This is a genomic window from Streptomyces triticagri (assembly GCF_003429565.1).
In the GTDB taxonomy this organism is placed as follows: Bacteria; Actinomycetota; Actinomycetes; order Streptomycetales; family Streptomycetaceae; genus Streptomyces; species Streptomyces triticagri.
The window spans coordinates 42,123-57,324 of record NZ_QUAK01000068.1 but is presented as its reverse complement, the minus strand read 5'-3'; the positions used below and the strand labels follow the sequence as shown (position 1 = coordinate 57,324).

Here is a 15,202-nt window from a genome sequence, read left to right as displayed (position 1 = left end):
TCTGACGCATCGTCAGGTTCAATCGTAGGCGTGATGGGACACGCAGGGATGGCGGCCACCGCCGTCCGTTACCTCAGGTCGGTAGGCGCCCCGACGACGGCGGAGCCGGTGACGGCCCTGCCCCGCCCGCGTCTGAGAGCGGTCGGGGACGACGAACGCTGCCCGGTCGACCCGGGCGAATTCCGTGCCGTACTGGGCCACTTCGCGAGCGGCGTCACCGTCGTCACGGCGGCCGCGCCGGACGGCCCCGCGGGCTTCGCCTGCCAGTCCTTCAGCTCTCTCTCGCTCGACCCCCCGCTGGTCGCCTTCATGGTGGCCCGTACGTCGACGACCTGGCCGCGCATCGCCGCCGCGGGAGCCTTCTGCGTGAACGTCCTGGGCGCCGAACAGGCCGACCTGTGCCGGTCGTTCGCCGTCAGCGGCGGCGACAAGTTCGCCGGCGTGCGCTTCGACAGGGCGCCCGCCTCCGGGGCCCCGCGACTGACCGGCACGCGCGCGTGGATCGACTGCGCGGTCCACGCCGTGCACACCGGCGGCGACCATCTGATCGTGGTCGGCCGCGTGGACGCACTCGGGGCGGCGGAGGACGGCGCCCCACTGCTCTTCCACCGGGGGCGGTTCGGGACGTTCACCTGAGGCGGGATGTTCCCCTGACGCGGGACGTTCCCCTCAGGCGGGACGTCCACCCGAGGCAGCGGCCTCACACCTCCGCCCTCCCCTTCCGGATCACCAGCGCCATCAGCGCCGCGGCCGCGCACAGGGCGCCCGAGGCGTACCAGACGACGTCGTAGGAGCCGAAGACGTCGCGGGCCATACCGCCGAGGAAGGCGACGAGGGCCGCGCCGACCTGGTGCGAGGCCAGGACCCAGCCGAAGACGATGGCGCTGTCCTCGCCGTAGTGCGCACGGCACAGGGCCATCGTGGGCGGCACGGTGGCGACCCAGTCGAGGCCGTAGAAGACGATGAAGAAGACCATCGGCGGGTGCACGCTCGGCGCGAGCAGCATCGGCAGGAAGAGCAGCGACAGGCCGCGCAGCGCGTAGTAGACGGCGAGCAGGCGCCGGGCGTCGAAGCGGTCCGTGAACCAGCCGGAGGCGATCGTGCCGAGCACATCGAAGACCCCGATCACGGCGAGCAGCGAGGCGGCGGCGGTGACCGGCATTCCGTGGTCGTGCGCTGCCGGTACGAAGTGGGTCTGGATCAGGCCGTTGGTGGACGCCCCGCAGATCGCGAACGTACCGGCGAGCAGCCAGAAGGGACCCGTACGGGCGGCGGAGAAAAGCACCCTCAACGCGCGCGTGGCGGCTCCCGGCACCGGCGGCGGCTTCGGCACGAACTCGGTGGCACCGTAGGGCGCGAGGCCGACGTCCGCCGGGTGGTCGCGGAGCAGCAGCCACACGAACGGCACCACCAGGAACGCGGACAGCGCGACCGTGACGGCGGCCGGACGCCAGTCGTGGTGCTCGACAAGCCAGGACAGCAGCGGCAGGAAGATCAGCTGGCCGGAGGCGCTCGCGGCGGTCAGGATGCCGGTGACCAGGCCGCGGCGCTCGGTGAACCAGCGGTTGGTGACGGTCGCGGCGAAGGCGAGGGCGAGCGATCCGGAGCCGAGCCCGACCAGCAGTCCCCAGTAGAGGATGAGCTGCCAGGCGGCCGTCATCCACACCGTGAGCAGCGATCCGACGGAGATCACGGTGAGCGCCGCGGCCACCACGCGCCGGATGCCGAAACGGTCCATCAGGGCCGCGGCGAAGGGCGCGGTGAGCCCGTAGAGCGCCAGATTCACCGAGACCGCGAAGCCGATGGTGCCGCGCGACCAGTCGAACTCCTGGTGCAGCGGATCGATGAGCAGACCCGGCAGCGAGCGGAACGCGGCCGCCCCGATGATCGTCACGAACGCGACGGCGGCGACGAACCAGGCGCGGTGGATGCGCGGCGTGCGGCGCCGTATCGGCGGGGGCGTGCCCTGGACGGTCGGTGCGGCGGTGCCCTCGGGTCCGGAAGTTGTCTGTGTCACGACAGGAAGCCTGCCGCCTGCGGCTTCGCCGCACGAGTGGCCCGACGGACATGGTTCGCTAGGATCGGGCCATGACACCACCTCGTGCGGCCAGGACCCATCGCGTGACCGTGCTCGCCCTGGACGGCTGTCTGCCCTTCGAGCTGGGCATCCCGCAGCGCATCTTCGGGCGTGCAAGGTCCGCCCAGGGCGAGCCGCTGTACACGATCACCACCTGTTCCGTACGGCCGCCGGGCCCGGTCCGCACGGACGCCGACTTCTCGGTCCTGGTGGAGAACGGCCCCGAGGAGCTGGCCCGCGCCGACACGGTCGTGGTCCCCGCCTCGTACGAACTCGGCCCGGTCTTCACCGACGGCAGATTGACCGACCCGCTGGAGTCGGCGCTCGCCCGTGTCCGTCCCGGCACCCGCATGGTCTCCATCTGCACCGGCGGCTACGTCCTCGCCGCGGCGGGCCTCCTGGACGGCCGGCCCGCGACCACGCACTGGGCGTCCGCCGAGCACTTCCAGCAGCTCTTCCCGTCCGTACGGGTCGACGCGGACGTGCTGTTCATCGACGACGGCGACGTGCTGACCTCCGCGGGCGTCGCGGCCGGTATCGACCTGTGCCTGCACATCGTGCGCCGCGACCACGGCTCTGGCATCGCCAACGACGTGGCCCGCCGCACGGTCGTACCACCGCACCGGGACGGCGGCCAGGCCCAGTACGTGGACCGCCCTGTGCCCGAGCCCCAGGTCGCGTCCACCGCCGCCGCCCGCGCCTGGGCGCTCGCCCGCCTGCAGGAGCCGCTCCAGCTGCGCGACCTGGCCGAGCGCCAGTCCATGTCGGTACGCACCTTCACCCGCCGCTTCCGCGAAGAGGTCGGCCTCTCCCCCGGCGCCTGGCTGACCCGTCAGCGCGTGGAGCGCGCCCGGCACCTGCTCGAGTCCACCGACCTGCCCATCGAGGCCGTGGCCCGCGACGCCGGCTTCGCCACGGCCCAGTCGCTGCGCGCCCACGTCCAGCGCTCCCTGGGCGTCAGCCCCACCGCGTACCGCCGTACCTTCCGCTGACCGCGGGACGCGGCGCGCATCTCTCGGCGAGACTCGACGGGTGCTGACCGATCTTCCGCGTGAGACGAGCGATTTCGTGGGCCGTGCGGCCGAACTCGAGGCGCCGGCCGGGGCACTTGCCCGCCCCGGGGCCGGCAGGCACCGCCGTGACGGTCACCGGCGCCGCCCACCACATCAACCCCGTCCGGCGCTTGAGGACAAGGCGCCCCAGCGCCGGGCTGGAAAACGCAACCACCACCCGACCGCAGACACCAGGAGTCAGAACGTAAGAACCCCCCGAGCCAGCCGCCCGGCCCTCGCATCGCTCACCGCCGACGCGAAGTCCTCCACCTCATACGTCCGAGTGACAAGCTCATCCAACAACAGCCTCCCGGCAAGGTACTGCGCCGCGTACAACCCCACATCCCGCTGCGGCCGAGCAGCCCCATAGCGGCACCCCAGGATCGACTTGTCCAGGAACAGCCCGGCCGGCAGGAAGCTCGCCTCCGCGTCCGGCGCCGCCATCCCGAGCAGCACCGCCTGCCCGCGCCGCCCGAGCAGATCGATCGCCTGCCGCACCAGGGCGGTGCTGCCGACGCACTCGAAGACGTGGTCGGCGCCCTCCGGCAGCACGGCCCGCACGGCCTCCTCCACACCCCCGTCGGCCGTACTCGCATCGACGAAGTGGGTCGCGCCGAACTGCCGCGCCACCGCCTCCTTCTCGGCGTTCGCGTCCACCGCGATCACCGTCAACGCCCCGGCTATCCGGGCCCCTTGGAGCACATTGAGTCCGATGCCGCCGGCCCCGATGACGACGACGCTGTCGCCGCGGTCGACCCGGGCCCGGTTCAGTACCGCCCCGACCCCGGTCAGGACCGCGCAGCCGATGAGCGCCGCGGAGGTCAGCGGGACCTCCGGCGGGATCCTCACCGCCTGGACGGCCTTGACGACGGTGCGCTCGGCGAACGCCGAGTTGGCCGCGAACTGGTACACCGGCTCCCCGCCGCGCGTGAACGGCCGCCCCGGCCGCCCGATCGCCTTGCGGCACATCGTCGGCCGCCCGCGGTCGCACTGCGCACAGGCACCGCAGTTGGCGAGCGTGGACAGCGCGACATGGTCGCCGGGGGCGACATGCCGCACGCCCTCGCCGACCGCCTCGACCACCCCCGCCCCCTCGTGCCCGAGCACGACCGGCACCGGGAACGGGATCGTCCCGTCCACCACGGACAGATCGCTGTGGCACAGCCCGGCCGCGGCGACGGCGACGAGCACCTCACCGGGCCCCGGGTCCCGTACCTCCAGATCGTCGACGACCTGGACCTCTTTCCCGTCGAACACCACTGCGCGCATCGGACGCCTCCTCCGGCTCCTGACCACGGGCTACGAGTTGGGGCGGGCCTACGAGTTGGGGCGGGCCTTCGCAGCCGCCGCCTGCGCCATCCGCTCCACCTGCTCGAGCAGCGGCATGGGATCCGTCCCGACCGTGCCGGGCAGGAAGTCGGCGATCCGCTCCGGCGTCCAGGGCCCTTCCGCGTATCCGGCACGCAGTTCGCGGGGCTGCGCCCACACCGCGATCTTGGGACCGGCGATCGTGTAGACCTGCCCGGTGATCCGCTCCTCGCGCGCCCGGTCGCTGAGCAGATAGGTGACGAGGGCCGCCACGTCCTCGGGTTCGCCGATCTCCTTGAGCTCCATGGGGACGTTGGCGGACATCCGGGTACGGGCCACGGGCGCGACGGCGTTCGCGGTCACGCCGTACTTGTGCAGGCCGAGGGCCGCGCTGCGGACCAGGGAGATGATGCCGCCCTTGGCCGCCGAGTAGTTGGCCTGGGCGACGCTGCCCTGATGGTTGCCGCTGGTGAAGCCGATCAAGGTGCCGGAGCCCTGCTTGCGCATCACGGCCGATGCGGCGCGGAAGACCGTGAAGGTGCCCTTGAGGTGGGTGGCGACCACCGGGTCCCACTCCTGCTCGGACATGTTGAACAGCATGCGCTCGCGCAGGATCCCGGCGACGCAGACGACTCCGTCGATGCGGCCGTAGCGGGTGAGCGCGGTGTCGACGACCCTCTGGCCGCCGTCCATCGTGGAGATGTCGTCGGCCACCGCGACGGCCTCGCCGCCCGCCGCCTCGATCTCCTTGACCACCGATTCGGCGATCTCGCTCGCCGGTTCGCCGCCCTCGATCGGTACTCCGTAGTCGTTGACGACGACCTTCGCGCCCTCGGCCGCTGCGGCGAGCGCGACCGCCCGGCCGATGCCGCGTCCGGCGCCGGTGACGGCGACTGCCTTGCCTGCCAAGAAGTTCCCCACGTCCGGCCCCTTCCCGCGGTTTCTGACGGACCGTTAGATTCTATGGGGCACCGGTCGTACGAGCACAAGGCCGCGGAGCCGAATCGATTCCCGGACTTACGGAGTGCGCCATGGGCCTGCCCGCCGAGTTCCACGACATCGCCAAGCGCGTGAACAACTGGGGCCGTTGGGGCGCCGACGACGAGATCGGCACCCTCAACCTGATCACCGACGAGGTGGTCCGCGCCGCCGCCACGACCGTCACCTCCGGCCGGCGCATACCGCTCGGCCTGCCGCTGCGCCAGGACGGCATCCAGACCGGGGTGATCCCCGGGCGCATCAACCCGGTGCACGCGATGGTGCAGATCAACCAGGAGATCTTCGGCCCGGGCACGGTGGCCTGCAGCGACGATCTGGTGACCCTGGGCCTGCAGTCGGCCACCCACTGGGATGCGCTGCCCCATGCGTCGCACTCGGGCCGGATCTACAACGGCCGCCCGGCCGATTCGATCACCGCACACCACGGCGCCGAGTTCAGCGGAATCGACAAGGTGCCGCACCTCGTCTCGCGCGGCGTCCTGCTCGACGTGGCCCGCGCGAAGGGCCTCGACCGGCTGCCGGGGAACCACGCGGTGACGCCCGAAGACCTGGACGAGGCAGCCGAGTTCGGCCGGGTCACGGTGGGCGCGGGCGACATCGTCCTGGTCCGCACGGGCCAGTTGCAGCTGAGTCTGGCCGGCGACCATCACGCGTACGGCTATCCGTCCCCCGGGCTCTCGATCCGTACCCCGGAGTGGTTCCACGCCCGGGACGTGGCGGCCGTCGCCAACGACACCCTGACCTTCGAGATCTTCCCCCCGGAGATCGAGAACCTGTGGCTCCCGGTGCACGCCCTGCACCTGGTGGAGATGGGCATGCTGCAGGGCCAGAACTTCAATCTCGAGGAACTGTCCACAGCCTGTGCACAGGAATCGCGTCACGCCTTCCTGCTGTCGGCCATGCCCGAGCCCTTCGTGGGCGCCACGGGGACACCGGTGGCGCCGGTGGCGGTGCTGTGAGGGGAAGTGCCGCGGACGGGCGGCACTTCAGATCCCGAAGCCCGTGCGCGCCAGGGGGATCGCGGCGGGATGGCGGCGCGATGATGGCGCCCCGAGCGCGGCATCGTGCGCCGCCACCCGCTGCGGCGTCCGCTTCCCGTCATCGCCCCGAGGGGACCGGTCGCCGGCGGCGAACCGCACTTGCCGAGTACTGCCGAGTCGTCGGCGGCGCCCTCGACATCCCCTCGCGGCGGATTCGCTGCCACAAGGGTGATCAATCGGACACCTCGCGTCAACACCCACTTCGGTGATTGCGCGAGCAATGGCCTCGCCGGCCGTTCAGACCGGAAAGGCGACCGCACTGCCCGTGGGGACCGCCTCCACGCCGGCCGCGCAGTGGTCCAGTTCGCACCAGATGCGCTTGCCGCCGCTCTCCTGCTGCCAGCCCCAGCGGTCGGCGAGCCCCTCGACGAGCTCGAGCCCACGGCCGTTCGTCTCCTCGCCGTCCGCGTGCCGGGGCTGCGGGGGCCGGGCGCTGGCGTCGGCGACCTCCACCCGCACCGTGCCCGGACAGGCCCCGGAACACCCGGGGAGCTGGATGCGCAAGACCGCCGGACTGCCCGTGTGCACCACGGCATTGGTGACGAGTTCCGAGATGATCAGGACCAGGGTCTCGGCCAGCGGCTCGTCGGCTCCTATGCCGCTGCCCACGAGCCGGGACCTCGCCCACCGTCTGGCGCGCCCCACCTCCGCGGGGTCGGGCGCGACCTCCGTCTGCACTTGAAGCACCTGCACCGCTCACACCATCCGAACCGGCGGACACATCGCCTCGTGTCTCCTCGGAGTCACGCACCGTGACCCCCGTGTGAGACAGCATGGTTGACGTACAGTCACCCCAACAAGCGCTTCGGGCATATTCCAGCGCGAAGGAGTACGGGTGCGGCATACTGTGCGACGCACTTCGCGGGGTGTCGAACACCTGGGCGTACGAGAGGGAATGGCCGTACGAGCGGCGGGCATCCGGGGCTTCGGGGCGGCCCCGAGGGCAGCTCCGGTCCGGCTCAACCACAGCACCGATCGCACCCCACGGAGCGTACCGGAGCAGTTGCCCGACTCCGGGCCGTGACGATCGCGTTCCGGGACACAACCCGATATCGAGGCGGGCGACTGCTCAAAGCCTCGCTCTGAGTAACCGTCAGGCGGCTGCGCGGGATTGGCGCGCCCACCCCTCACTCCGGTCACAGCGCCGCGGCGAGCGCTTCCTCCGACGCTGCCGCCGACGGGCCGAGTTCGGTGCGCAGCCAGGCCCGCTTGAGATGCAGATGGACGTCGGACTCCCAGGTGAAGCCCATGCCGCCGCACACCTGGAGGCAGTCGCGGGCTCCGCGGACCGCCGCCTCGTCGGCGAGCAGCCGGGCGCCCGCGGCCTCCAGCGGGTCGCCGGTGACCGCGGCCGCGTAGACGGCGGCGCGTGCGGTCTCGGTGCGCACCAGCATCTGGGCACAAAGATGTTTGACCGCTTGGAAGGAGCCGATGGGGCGGCCGAACTGTTCGCGCTGACGGGCGTGTTGGACCGCGAGCTCGCAGCTGCGGGCCGCGCTGCCGAGCTGCTCGGCGGCGGTGAGCAGGACCCCGGCGGGATCGTGTGCCGCCGTGTCGGCAGGCGGCGACGGACGGGGCTCGAACGGCACCCGGTGCAGTGGCGTGAGCGGGTCGACGGACCGTACGGGGCGAGCTCCCGCCACGTCGCCGAGCACTACGTCGGCGGCGTCGAGCCATGCCACCAGGGGGCCTTCGGCGCGGGTGACCACGGTCGTACCGGCCGCGGCGCCGGGCACCGTGGCGGCCGCCAGCTCGGTGGCGACCAGTGGGCCCGGCAGCAGTACCCGGCCGGCCTCCTCGAAGGCGAGCACGGCCTCGGGGAGTCCCAGTCCGACCCCGCCCTCCTTCTCGGGCAGTCGCAGCGCGAAGAAGCCTGCCTCGCCGAGCTCCCGCCACAGCTCCCGGTCGAGCGCCGGGCCGCCCTGCCGCTCGGACCCGTCCACGGCGGCCCGAAGCGCGTCCCGTCCGAAGCGGCCCTCGAGCAGCTGCCGTACGCCCGCCCTCAAGGCCCGCTGGTCGTCGGTGAGTTGGAAGTGCATGCCGGTCACCGCCCCTTCGGCAGTCCGAGCACCCGCTCGGCCACGATGTTCTGCTGGATCTGCGAGGTGCCGGCGGCGATGGTGTACGAGAGGGAGCTGAGCCGGTCGGCGGTCCACTCCTCGCCCAGGTCGAGGGCGTCGGGTCCGAGGACCTCGGCGGCCGTGTCGTAGAGCTCCTGACGGGCGTGCGAGTAGCGGAGCTTGAAGACGGAGCCGCCGGTGCCGGGGACGCCGCCGGTGGCCTGGGCCTCGGAGACGTTCCACTGGGTGAGGCGCCACAGGGCGGTGAATTCGGCGCTGAGTCTGCCGAGCCTGCGGCGCAGTACGGCGTCGTCCCAGCGGCCGTTCTCCCGTGCGCGCGCGGCGAGTCGGCCCAGGGTGCGGCGGCAGGCGACGACCTCGCCGACGAAGGCGGTGCCGCGCTCGAAGGACAGGGTGACCATGGTGACGCGCCAGCCGTCGTTCTCCGCGCCGACCCGGTTCGCGACCGGTATGCGTACGTCGTCGAGGAACACCTCGGCGAATTCGGTGGATCCGGCGAGGGTGCGCAGCGGCCGCACGGTGATACCGGGTGCGTCCATGGGCATCGCGAGCCAGCTGATGCCGCGGTGCTTGGGCGCGGACGGGTCGGTGCGGACGAGGAGTTCGCACCAGTCGGCGACCTCGGCGTGCGAGGTCCAGATCTTGGAGCCGGTGACCACATAGTGGTCACCGTCGCGCACCGCGCGGGTGCGCAGCGCGGCCAGGTCGGAGCCGGCGTCCGGTTCGCTGAAGCCCTGGCACCAGACCTCGTCGCCGCGCAGCACGGGCGGCAGCCAGCGGCGCCGCTGCTCCTCGGTGCCCTCGGCGGCGATGGTGGGTCCGGCGTGCAGCAGGCCGACGAAGTTGGCGCCGACATAGGGGGCGCCCGCGCGTTCGGTCTCCTCCAGATAGATGAGGTGCTGGGTGGGCGTGGCGCCGCGGCCGCCCGCGTCGACCGGCCAGTGCAGGCCCGCGTATCCGGCGTCGTACAGCATCCGCTGCCAGCCGAGGTCGTAGGCGCGGCGGCCCGGCCAGTCGGTGGGGTCCGGCTTCGGCGGGAGGCCGGGCAGCACCTTGCCGAGCCACTCCCGCAGCCTCGACCGGAACTCTTCCTCTTCCTCGCTGTACTCGAGGTCCACGCGGGCCGCCCGGCTACTTCGCGGCGCCGCGGTCGCGAGCGGAGTCGCGGTCGCGGTCGAAGTCGAGGTCGAGCATGCGGATCGCGTTGCCGCGCATCAGCTTGTAGACGGTCTCGTCGTCGAGGCCCTTGACGTGGTCGAGGGCGACCTCCTTGGTGTGCGGGAAGGTCGAGTCGACGTGCGGATAGTCGGTCTCGAAGACGGCGTTGTCGCGGCCGACGACGTCGAGGGACGCGACCCCGTGCTTGTCGCGGAAGAAGCAGCAGAACATCTGCCGGTAGTAGTACGTGGACGGCGGCTCGGGGATCAGATCGCGGACGCCGCCCCAGGCGCGGTGCTCCTCCCAGACGTCGTCGGCGCGCTCCAGGGCGTACGGGATCCAGCCCATCTGGCCTTCGCTGTAGGCGAGTTTGAGCCGCGGGAACTTGACCAGGACGCCGCTGAAGAGGAAGTCCATCATCGAGGCCATCGCGTTGTTGAAGGAGAGCGAGGCCTGGACGGCGGGCGGTGCGTCGGGGGATGCGGCCGGCATCTGGGAGCTGGAGCCGATGTGCATGTTGACCACCGTCCCGGTCTCCTGGCAGACGGCGAAGAACGGGTCCCAGTACCCGGAGTGGATCGACGGGAGCCCGAGATAGGTCGGGATCTCCGAGAAGGTGACCGCCCGAACCCCTCGCGCGGCATTCCGCTTGATCTCCGCGACGGCGAGGTCGATGTCCCAGAGCGGGATGATGCAGAGCGGGATGAGCCGGCCGCCGCTGCCGCCGCACCACTCCTCGACCATCCAGTCGTTGTACGCGCGGACGCAGGCGAGGGCGACCTCCTTGTCGTGCGCCTCGGCGAAGGTCTGCCCGCAGAATCGCGGGAAGGTGGGGAAGCACAGGGACGCCTCGACATGGTTGAGGTCCATGTCCTCAAGGCGCTCGGCGGGGTCCCAGCAGCCGGGTCGCATCTCGGCCCGCGTGATGCCCTCGAGGGTCATGTCGTCCCGGTCGAAGCCGACGGCCGCGATGTTCCGCTTGTACGGGAACCTCAGGTCCTCGTAGATCCACCAGTCGGTGGGCGGGCCGTCCGGGTCCATGGTGATGACGTACTTGCCGCCGGTGTACTCGAGTTCGCCGATGCCGGCGGTGAGCGGCTTCGGGCCGCGGTCGCGGTACTTCTTCGGCAGCCAGGTGTCGAAGAGGTGCGCGGGCTCGATCACGTGGTCGTCGACGCTGATGATCCGAGGCAGTTCCATGGGGGTCCCCTCACCTGGCGGTGCCGTGTCGGCGGTGCGGCCTGCGACGCGGACCGGTCCCTGGGGCATGTCCGGAGGGGCCGGGCGCTGAGGCGTGCCTTACCTGATGGGTCGTCAGATAGCAGGCTAGCCCCCGACCTCTGGACCGACAAGGCGCGGCGCCCTACGCTCTCGACACGATCTGACGCTTCGTCAGTTACATCGGTGAGTACGGAGGTTCGCGATGACCGGCACCGCCCACCGCCTCGGCAGCGCACCCACCCTCTGGGACCTGGTGGCCCGGCGCGCCGCGCTCACCCCCGACGACCCGGTCCTCATCCAGGCCGAGGACGACCCGGCGGCGGACCGCACGCTCACCTTCGGGCAGCTGCGGGACCGCTCGGAGCGGGTGGCGGCCGGGCTGCACGGACTGGGCATCCGCCCCGGCACCGTGGTCGCCTGGCAGCTGCCGACCCGGATCGAGACGGTCCTGCTCTCCATGGCGCTCGCCCGGATCGGCGCCGTACAGACCCCGCTCATCCCCTTCTACCGGGACCGCGAAGTGGGCTTCGCACTGCGCGAGTCCAAGGCCGAGTACTTCGCCTCGCCCGGCAACTGGCGCGGCTTCGACCACACAGAGATGGCCGAACGCCTGGGCACCCGCGGCATCTTCGACGGCTACCGCGCACTGCCCGACGGCGACCCGGCCGTACTGCCGCCGCCGCCCGCGGACGGCACGGCGGTGCGCTGGATCTACTGGACCTCCGGCACCACCTCGGCCCCCAAGGGCGTACTGCACACCGACCGTTCGCTGATCGCGGGCGGCTCCTGCCTGGCCCACGCGCTGCACCTGTCGGCGTCCGACGTGGGCTCGATGGCCTTCCCGTTCGCCCACATAGCCGGGCCCGACTACACGGTGATGCTGCTGCTCTACGGCTTCCCGGCCATCCTCTTCGAGAAGTTCGCGATGCCGGGCGCGCTGGACGGATACCGGCGGCACGGGGCGACGGTCGCGGGCGGCTCGACGGCCTTCTACTCGATGTTCCTCGCCGAGCAGCGCAAGGATCCGGACACTCCGGTGATCCCCTCGCTGCGCCTGCTCGCCGGCGGCGGCGCGCCGAAGCCGCCGGAGATCTACCACGCCGTCGTACGGGAGATGGGCGTCCAACTCACCCACGGCTACGGCATGACGGAGGTCCCCATGATCACGATGGGCGCCCCCGACGACACGGTCGAGAATCTGGCCACCACGGAGGGCCGGCCGCCGGACGGCATGGAGATACGCATCACCGGACCCGACGGATCCGTACTGCCGCCGGACACGGACGGCGAGGTGCGGCTGCGGGGCGAGGCCGTCTGCCAGGGCTATCTCGACCCCGTGCAGTCCGCGGAGGTCTTCGACCCGGACGGGTTCCTGATCACCGGCGACCTCGGGCATCTCACCCCGAGCGGCCACCTCGTGCTCACCGGACGCCTCAAGGACGTGATCATCCGCAAGGGCGAGAACATCTCCGCGAAGGAGATCGAGGACCTGCTGCACGAGCACCCCGACGTCGGCGACGCGGCGGTCGTCGGCCTCCCGGACGCGGAGCGCGGCGAGCGCGTCTGCGCGGTGATCGAGCAGCCGGACGGCGCCGCCCCGCTCACCCTCCCCGCCGTCACCCGATACCTGCGCGACCAGGGCCTCTCCGTACACAAGCTCCCCGAACGCCTGGAGATCCTCCCGACGTTGCCCCGGAACGAAGCACTCCGCAAGGTCCTCAAGTACGAGCTGCGCGCGCAGTTCTCCTGAGTTCGCGTCCCGCGCTTCCCGCACCCCGCTGAGCCCTCGGTGAGCCGTGCAGCCGTGCCACCGGGGGCCGACTTCTGCGCGACGACTGTAAGGAAACTTTCCTAACCCCTTGACTGCAATTGGAAAGAACCCTAACTTTCCCGCCACCCCCAAAGAACAGCGCGACCCACACGCAACGGGATCCCCGCAGGTGTCCCGTTGCGTTGCCTCAACTCCCCCCACTCACACTGACGTTGATCAGGAGGCACATCCCCATGGTCGAGCACTCCCCCACCCGCCGGCGGCGCGCCGGCGCCGTGTCCGTCGGCGCCGCGGTCGCCCTCCTGTTCGCCCTCACCGCGCCGTTCAGCGCCGGCGCCGAGGAGGACCGCACCTCCGCCGCGGCGGAGGTGACCGCACCGGCCGGCTCCGCCGTGGCCCGGAACGGCGAACTCGGCGTCTGCGGACAGAACCTGTGCAATGCCCAGGGCAAGGCGGTGCAGCTCAAGGGCATGAGCTCGCACGGCACGCAGTGGTACGAGCAGTGCCTCACCGACGGCTCGCTCGACGCCCTCGCACAGGACTGGGGCGCGGACGTCCTGCGCGTGTCGACGTACGTCCAGGAGGGCGGATACGAGTCCGACCCCGAGCGGTTCACGCAGATCGCCCAGCGCGTCGTCGACCAGGCCCTCGCCCGCGGCATGTACGCGATCATCGACTGGCACCAGCTCACTCCCGGCGACCCGAACGCCAACACCGAGCTGGCGAAGCGCTTCTTCACGGACATGGCCTCGAAGTACGCGGACGAGCCGGGGGTCCTCTACGAGATCGCCAACGAGCCCAACGGCGTCTCCTGGGCGGACATCAAGTCGTACGCCGAGGAGGTCATCCCGGTGATCCGCGAGCACGACCCGGACGGTGTGGCGCTGGTCGGCACCCGCGCCTGGTCGTCGTTCGGCGAGTCCGAGGGCGGGAGCGAGCAGGAGGTCGTCGACAATCCGGTCGACGCCGACAACATCATGTACACCTTCCACTTCTACGCGGCCTCGCACGACGACGCGTACCTGCAGACGCTCTCCCGCGCGGCCGATCAACTCCCCGTCTTCGTCACGGAGTTCGGGACGCAGAACTCGGCGGGCGAGGGCGGCAACGACTTCGCCATGGCGCAGCGGTACCTCGATCTGATGGAGCAGAAGGGCATCTCCTGGACCAACTGGAACTACTCCGACGACGACCGCTCCGGGGCGGTCTTCAAGCCGGGCACCTGCTCCGGTGACCAGTGGGCCGGCACGGATGTGCTCAAGGAGGCGGGCGTCTGGATCCGGGAGCGGATCCAGAGCTGAGCACGCCGGCACGGACGCACCACCCCACGAACGCACAGAAGCACAACAGAAGAAGAAGGGGGGGTGCACCTTCGCAGGTGCACTCCCCTTCGCGTCCGCCGGTGTCCGCTACTCCGGCTCCGGCGTCGTGAAGTACGCGGCGAAGGCGGTGAGGATCTCGTCCTCGGAGATCCGCCCGTCGCCGTCGGCGTCGAGCGCGGCGCCCGCCGATTCCGCGAGTTCGGCGTCGACACCGAGCACCCGCAGCACCCGGGCGGCGGCCTGCGGCGTCGCGCCTTCGCCGTCCTCGTCCGCCACCGCGATCACCGCGCGCAGGAACGGGCGGGCGATCTCACCGAACCGGTCGGGGCTGTCGCGCAGCCGCTTCACCGCGCCGGTGACGAACTCCTCGCGGGTCACCCGCTGGTCGCCGTCGACATCGGCGATGCCCGCCATGCCCTGCCAGAACGCCTCCGCCCCGATGTACAGCGCCTGGCCCTTGTCGCTGCGGGCCGTCGTACCGAACTCGGCGAGCAACGCCTTCGCCGCGGCGCTGAAGTCCTCGCGGTCGATGTAGCCGTTGCCGTCCTGGTCGAAGGATGCGAAGCGGGCGGCAATCTTGCGCTCGTACTCTGCGCTGTCCATTTCGGCTGCCTCACAGATCAGGTGGGGTGTGGATGCGTCTCAAGGAAGGAGCGTACGTGGAGCCGGCGGGCGCACCGCGCCACAGCGGCGGTCTTGTAGCAAGACCGCAGAATTCCGCGACGCAATCGCAACCAGCGGGAAGCGGGGGACGGGAGACGGGGGACGGGGGACGGGGGGCGGGAACTATGCCGACAGCGGCGGTACGGAGTCCAGGACCGCCGTGTCCACGTCCGCGTACACCGAGAAGAGCCGCCGGACGCCGAGGGCGGCCAGGACACGGTTCACGTGCGAGCCGTCCTCCGCTCCGCGGGCGGGGAGGATGAGCCTCAACTCGCCCTGGCAGGAACGGATCAGCCGGCGCGTGGCGATCAGTACGCCCACGCCGCTTGAGTCGCAGAACAGCACCTCGGAGAGATCGAGCACCAGACGGCGCCGGCCGTCGGCGACCGCTTCGTGGACGCGCTGACGCAGCACGGGTGAGGTCACCAGGTCCATCTCGCCGCGTACCTGGATGACGGCCCAGCCGTCCTGATCCCCCTCGTTCACCCTGAGCGCCACACCACGCCTCTC

The 15,202-nt window shown here is 71.3% G+C and carries 14 protein-coding genes; 5 read left to right on the top strand and 9 right to left on the bottom strand.

Going from position 1 to position 15,202, the window contains the following annotated elements; all coding sequences use genetic code 11:
* The first annotated feature begins 33 nt into the window (after positions 1–33).
* Entirely contained in the window at positions 34–636 is a 603-nt protein-coding gene (locus tag DY218_RS12530) for a flavin reductase family protein (RefSeq protein ID WP_233521559.1), read from the top strand.
* 64 nt (positions 637–700) lie between these two features.
* Here the strand turns inward: DY218_RS12530 and DY218_RS12525 are convergent, their stop codons facing one another.
* Positions 701–2,017: an MFS transporter gene (locus tag DY218_RS12525; protein WP_407703608.1), complete on the bottom strand. Its 1,317-nt coding sequence runs from the start codon at positions 2,015–2,017 to the stop codon at positions 701–703.
* A gap of 71 nt (positions 2,018–2,088) precedes the next feature.
* On the opposite strand from DY218_RS12525, the gene DY218_RS12520 reads away from it, so the two are divergent.
* Positions 2,089–3,069: a GlxA family transcriptional regulator gene (locus tag DY218_RS12520; RefSeq protein WP_128556054.1), complete on the top strand. Its 981-nt coding sequence runs from the start codon at positions 2,089–2,091 to the stop codon at positions 3,067–3,069.
* Positions 3,070–3,327: 258 nt separating this feature from the next.
* On the opposite strand, the gene DY218_RS12515 is transcribed toward DY218_RS12520, so the two are convergent.
* Together DY218_RS12515 and DY218_RS12510 are read right to left on the bottom strand one after the other, a co-directional pair.
* Positions 3,328–4,398 (bottom strand): Zn-dependent alcohol dehydrogenase, encoded by a 1,071-nt coding sequence (locus DY218_RS12515; protein ID WP_128556053.1) that lies wholly within the window; start codon positions 4,396–4,398, stop codon positions 3,328–3,330.
* Between the two features lie 48 nt (positions 4,399–4,446).
* Positions 4,447–5,358, bottom strand: coding sequence for an SDR family oxidoreductase (locus tag DY218_RS12510; protein ID WP_128556052.1), 912 nt, complete (start codon positions 5,356–5,358; stop codon positions 4,447–4,449).
* A gap of 110 nt (positions 5,359–5,468) precedes the next feature.
* On the opposite strand from DY218_RS12510, the gene DY218_RS12505 reads away from it, so the two are divergent.
* A complete protein-coding gene (locus DY218_RS12505; RefSeq protein ID WP_128556051.1) occupies positions 5,469–6,395 on the top strand; it encodes a cyclase family protein in 927 nt (308 codons plus the stop codon).
* Positions 6,396–6,713: 318 nt separating this feature from the next.
* Here the strand turns inward: DY218_RS12505 and DY218_RS12500 are convergent, their stop codons facing one another.
* The 4 genes from DY218_RS12500 to DY218_RS12485 form a co-directional block, all read right to left on the bottom strand.
* Positions 6,714–7,169 carry an ATP-binding protein gene (locus DY218_RS12500; protein ID WP_128556050.1) on the bottom strand — a complete coding sequence of 152 codons (456 nt, stop codon included), beginning with the start codon at positions 7,167–7,169 and terminating at the stop codon, positions 6,714–6,716.
* Positions 7,170–7,612: 443 nt separating this feature from the next.
* The gene (locus DY218_RS12495) at positions 7,613–8,515 is read right to left on the bottom strand and encodes an acyl-CoA dehydrogenase family protein (protein WP_128556049.1); all 903 of its coding nucleotides are present in this window, start codon (positions 8,513–8,515) and stop codon (positions 7,613–7,615) included.
* Between the two features lie 5 nt (positions 8,516–8,520).
* On the bottom strand, positions 8,521–9,675 hold the full coding sequence (locus DY218_RS12490; RefSeq protein WP_128556048.1) for an acyl-CoA dehydrogenase: 1,155 nt from the start codon (positions 9,673–9,675) through the stop codon (positions 8,521–8,523).
* Between the two features lie 13 nt (positions 9,676–9,688).
* Positions 9,689–10,915 carry an amidohydrolase family protein gene (locus tag DY218_RS12485; protein WP_128556047.1) on the bottom strand — a complete coding sequence of 409 codons (1,227 nt, stop codon included), beginning with the start codon at positions 10,913–10,915 and terminating at the stop codon, positions 9,689–9,691.
* Positions 10,916–11,138: 223 nt separating this feature from the next.
* Between DY218_RS12485 and DY218_RS12480 the strand changes: the two genes are divergently transcribed.
* Together DY218_RS12480 and DY218_RS12475 are read left to right on the top strand one after the other, a co-directional pair.
* A complete protein-coding gene (locus DY218_RS12480) occupies positions 11,139–12,686 on the top strand; it encodes a class I adenylate-forming enzyme family protein (protein ID WP_128556046.1) in 1,548 nt (515 codons plus the stop codon).
* A 254-nt stretch (positions 12,687–12,940) separates the two neighbouring features.
* Positions 12,941–14,008: a glycoside hydrolase family 5 protein gene (locus DY218_RS12475; RefSeq protein WP_128556045.1), complete on the top strand. Its 1,068-nt coding sequence runs from the start codon at positions 12,941–12,943 to the stop codon at positions 14,006–14,008.
* Positions 14,009–14,116: 108 nt separating this feature from the next.
* Here DY218_RS12475 and DY218_RS12470 read toward each other — a convergent pair whose 3' ends face one another.
* Both DY218_RS12470 and DY218_RS12465 read right to left on the bottom strand, forming a co-directional pair.
* Positions 14,117–14,632, bottom strand: coding sequence for an EF-hand domain-containing protein (locus DY218_RS12470; RefSeq protein WP_128556044.1), 516 nt, complete (start codon positions 14,630–14,632; stop codon positions 14,117–14,119).
* A 183-nt stretch (positions 14,633–14,815) separates the two neighbouring features.
* Positions 14,816–15,190 carry an STAS domain-containing protein gene (locus DY218_RS12465; RefSeq protein WP_128556043.1) on the bottom strand — a complete coding sequence of 125 codons (375 nt, stop codon included), beginning with the start codon at positions 15,188–15,190 and terminating at the stop codon, positions 14,816–14,818.
* Positions 15,191–15,202: the final 12 nt, after the last annotated feature.

What these genes read in the sequence shown, in the direction of transcription:
- DY218_RS12495 (WP_128556049.1), bottom strand. Translation starts at nt 8,515, where the DNA reads ATGCACTTCCAACTCACCGACGACCAGCGGGCCTTGAGGGCGGGCGTA.
- DY218_RS12475 (WP_128556045.1), top strand. Translation starts at nt 12,941, where the DNA reads ATGGTCGAGCACTCCCCCACCCGCCGGCGGCGCGCCGGCGCCGTGTCC.
- DY218_RS12480 (WP_128556046.1), top strand. Translation starts at nt 11,139, where the DNA reads ATGACCGGCACCGCCCACCGCCTCGGCAGCGCACCCACCCTCTGGGAC.
- DY218_RS12530 (WP_233521559.1), top strand. Translation starts at nt 34, where the DNA reads ATGGGACACGCAGGGATGGCGGCCACCGCCGTCCGTTACCTCAGGTCG.
- DY218_RS12485 (WP_128556047.1), bottom strand. Translation starts at nt 10,915, where the DNA reads ATGGAACTGCCTCGGATCATCAGCGTCGACGACCACGTGATCGAGCCC.
- DY218_RS12520 (WP_128556054.1), top strand. Translation starts at nt 2,089, where the DNA reads ATGACACCACCTCGTGCGGCCAGGACCCATCGCGTGACCGTGCTCGCC.
- DY218_RS12515 (WP_128556053.1), bottom strand. Translation starts at nt 4,398, where the DNA reads ATGCGCGCAGTGGTGTTCGACGGGAAAGAGGTCCAGGTCGTCGACGAT.
- DY218_RS12470 (WP_128556044.1), bottom strand. Translation starts at nt 14,632, where the DNA reads ATGGACAGCGCAGAGTACGAGCGCAAGATTGCCGCCCGCTTCGCATCC.
- DY218_RS12505 (WP_128556051.1), top strand. Translation starts at nt 5,469, where the DNA reads ATGGGCCTGCCCGCCGAGTTCCACGACATCGCCAAGCGCGTGAACAAC.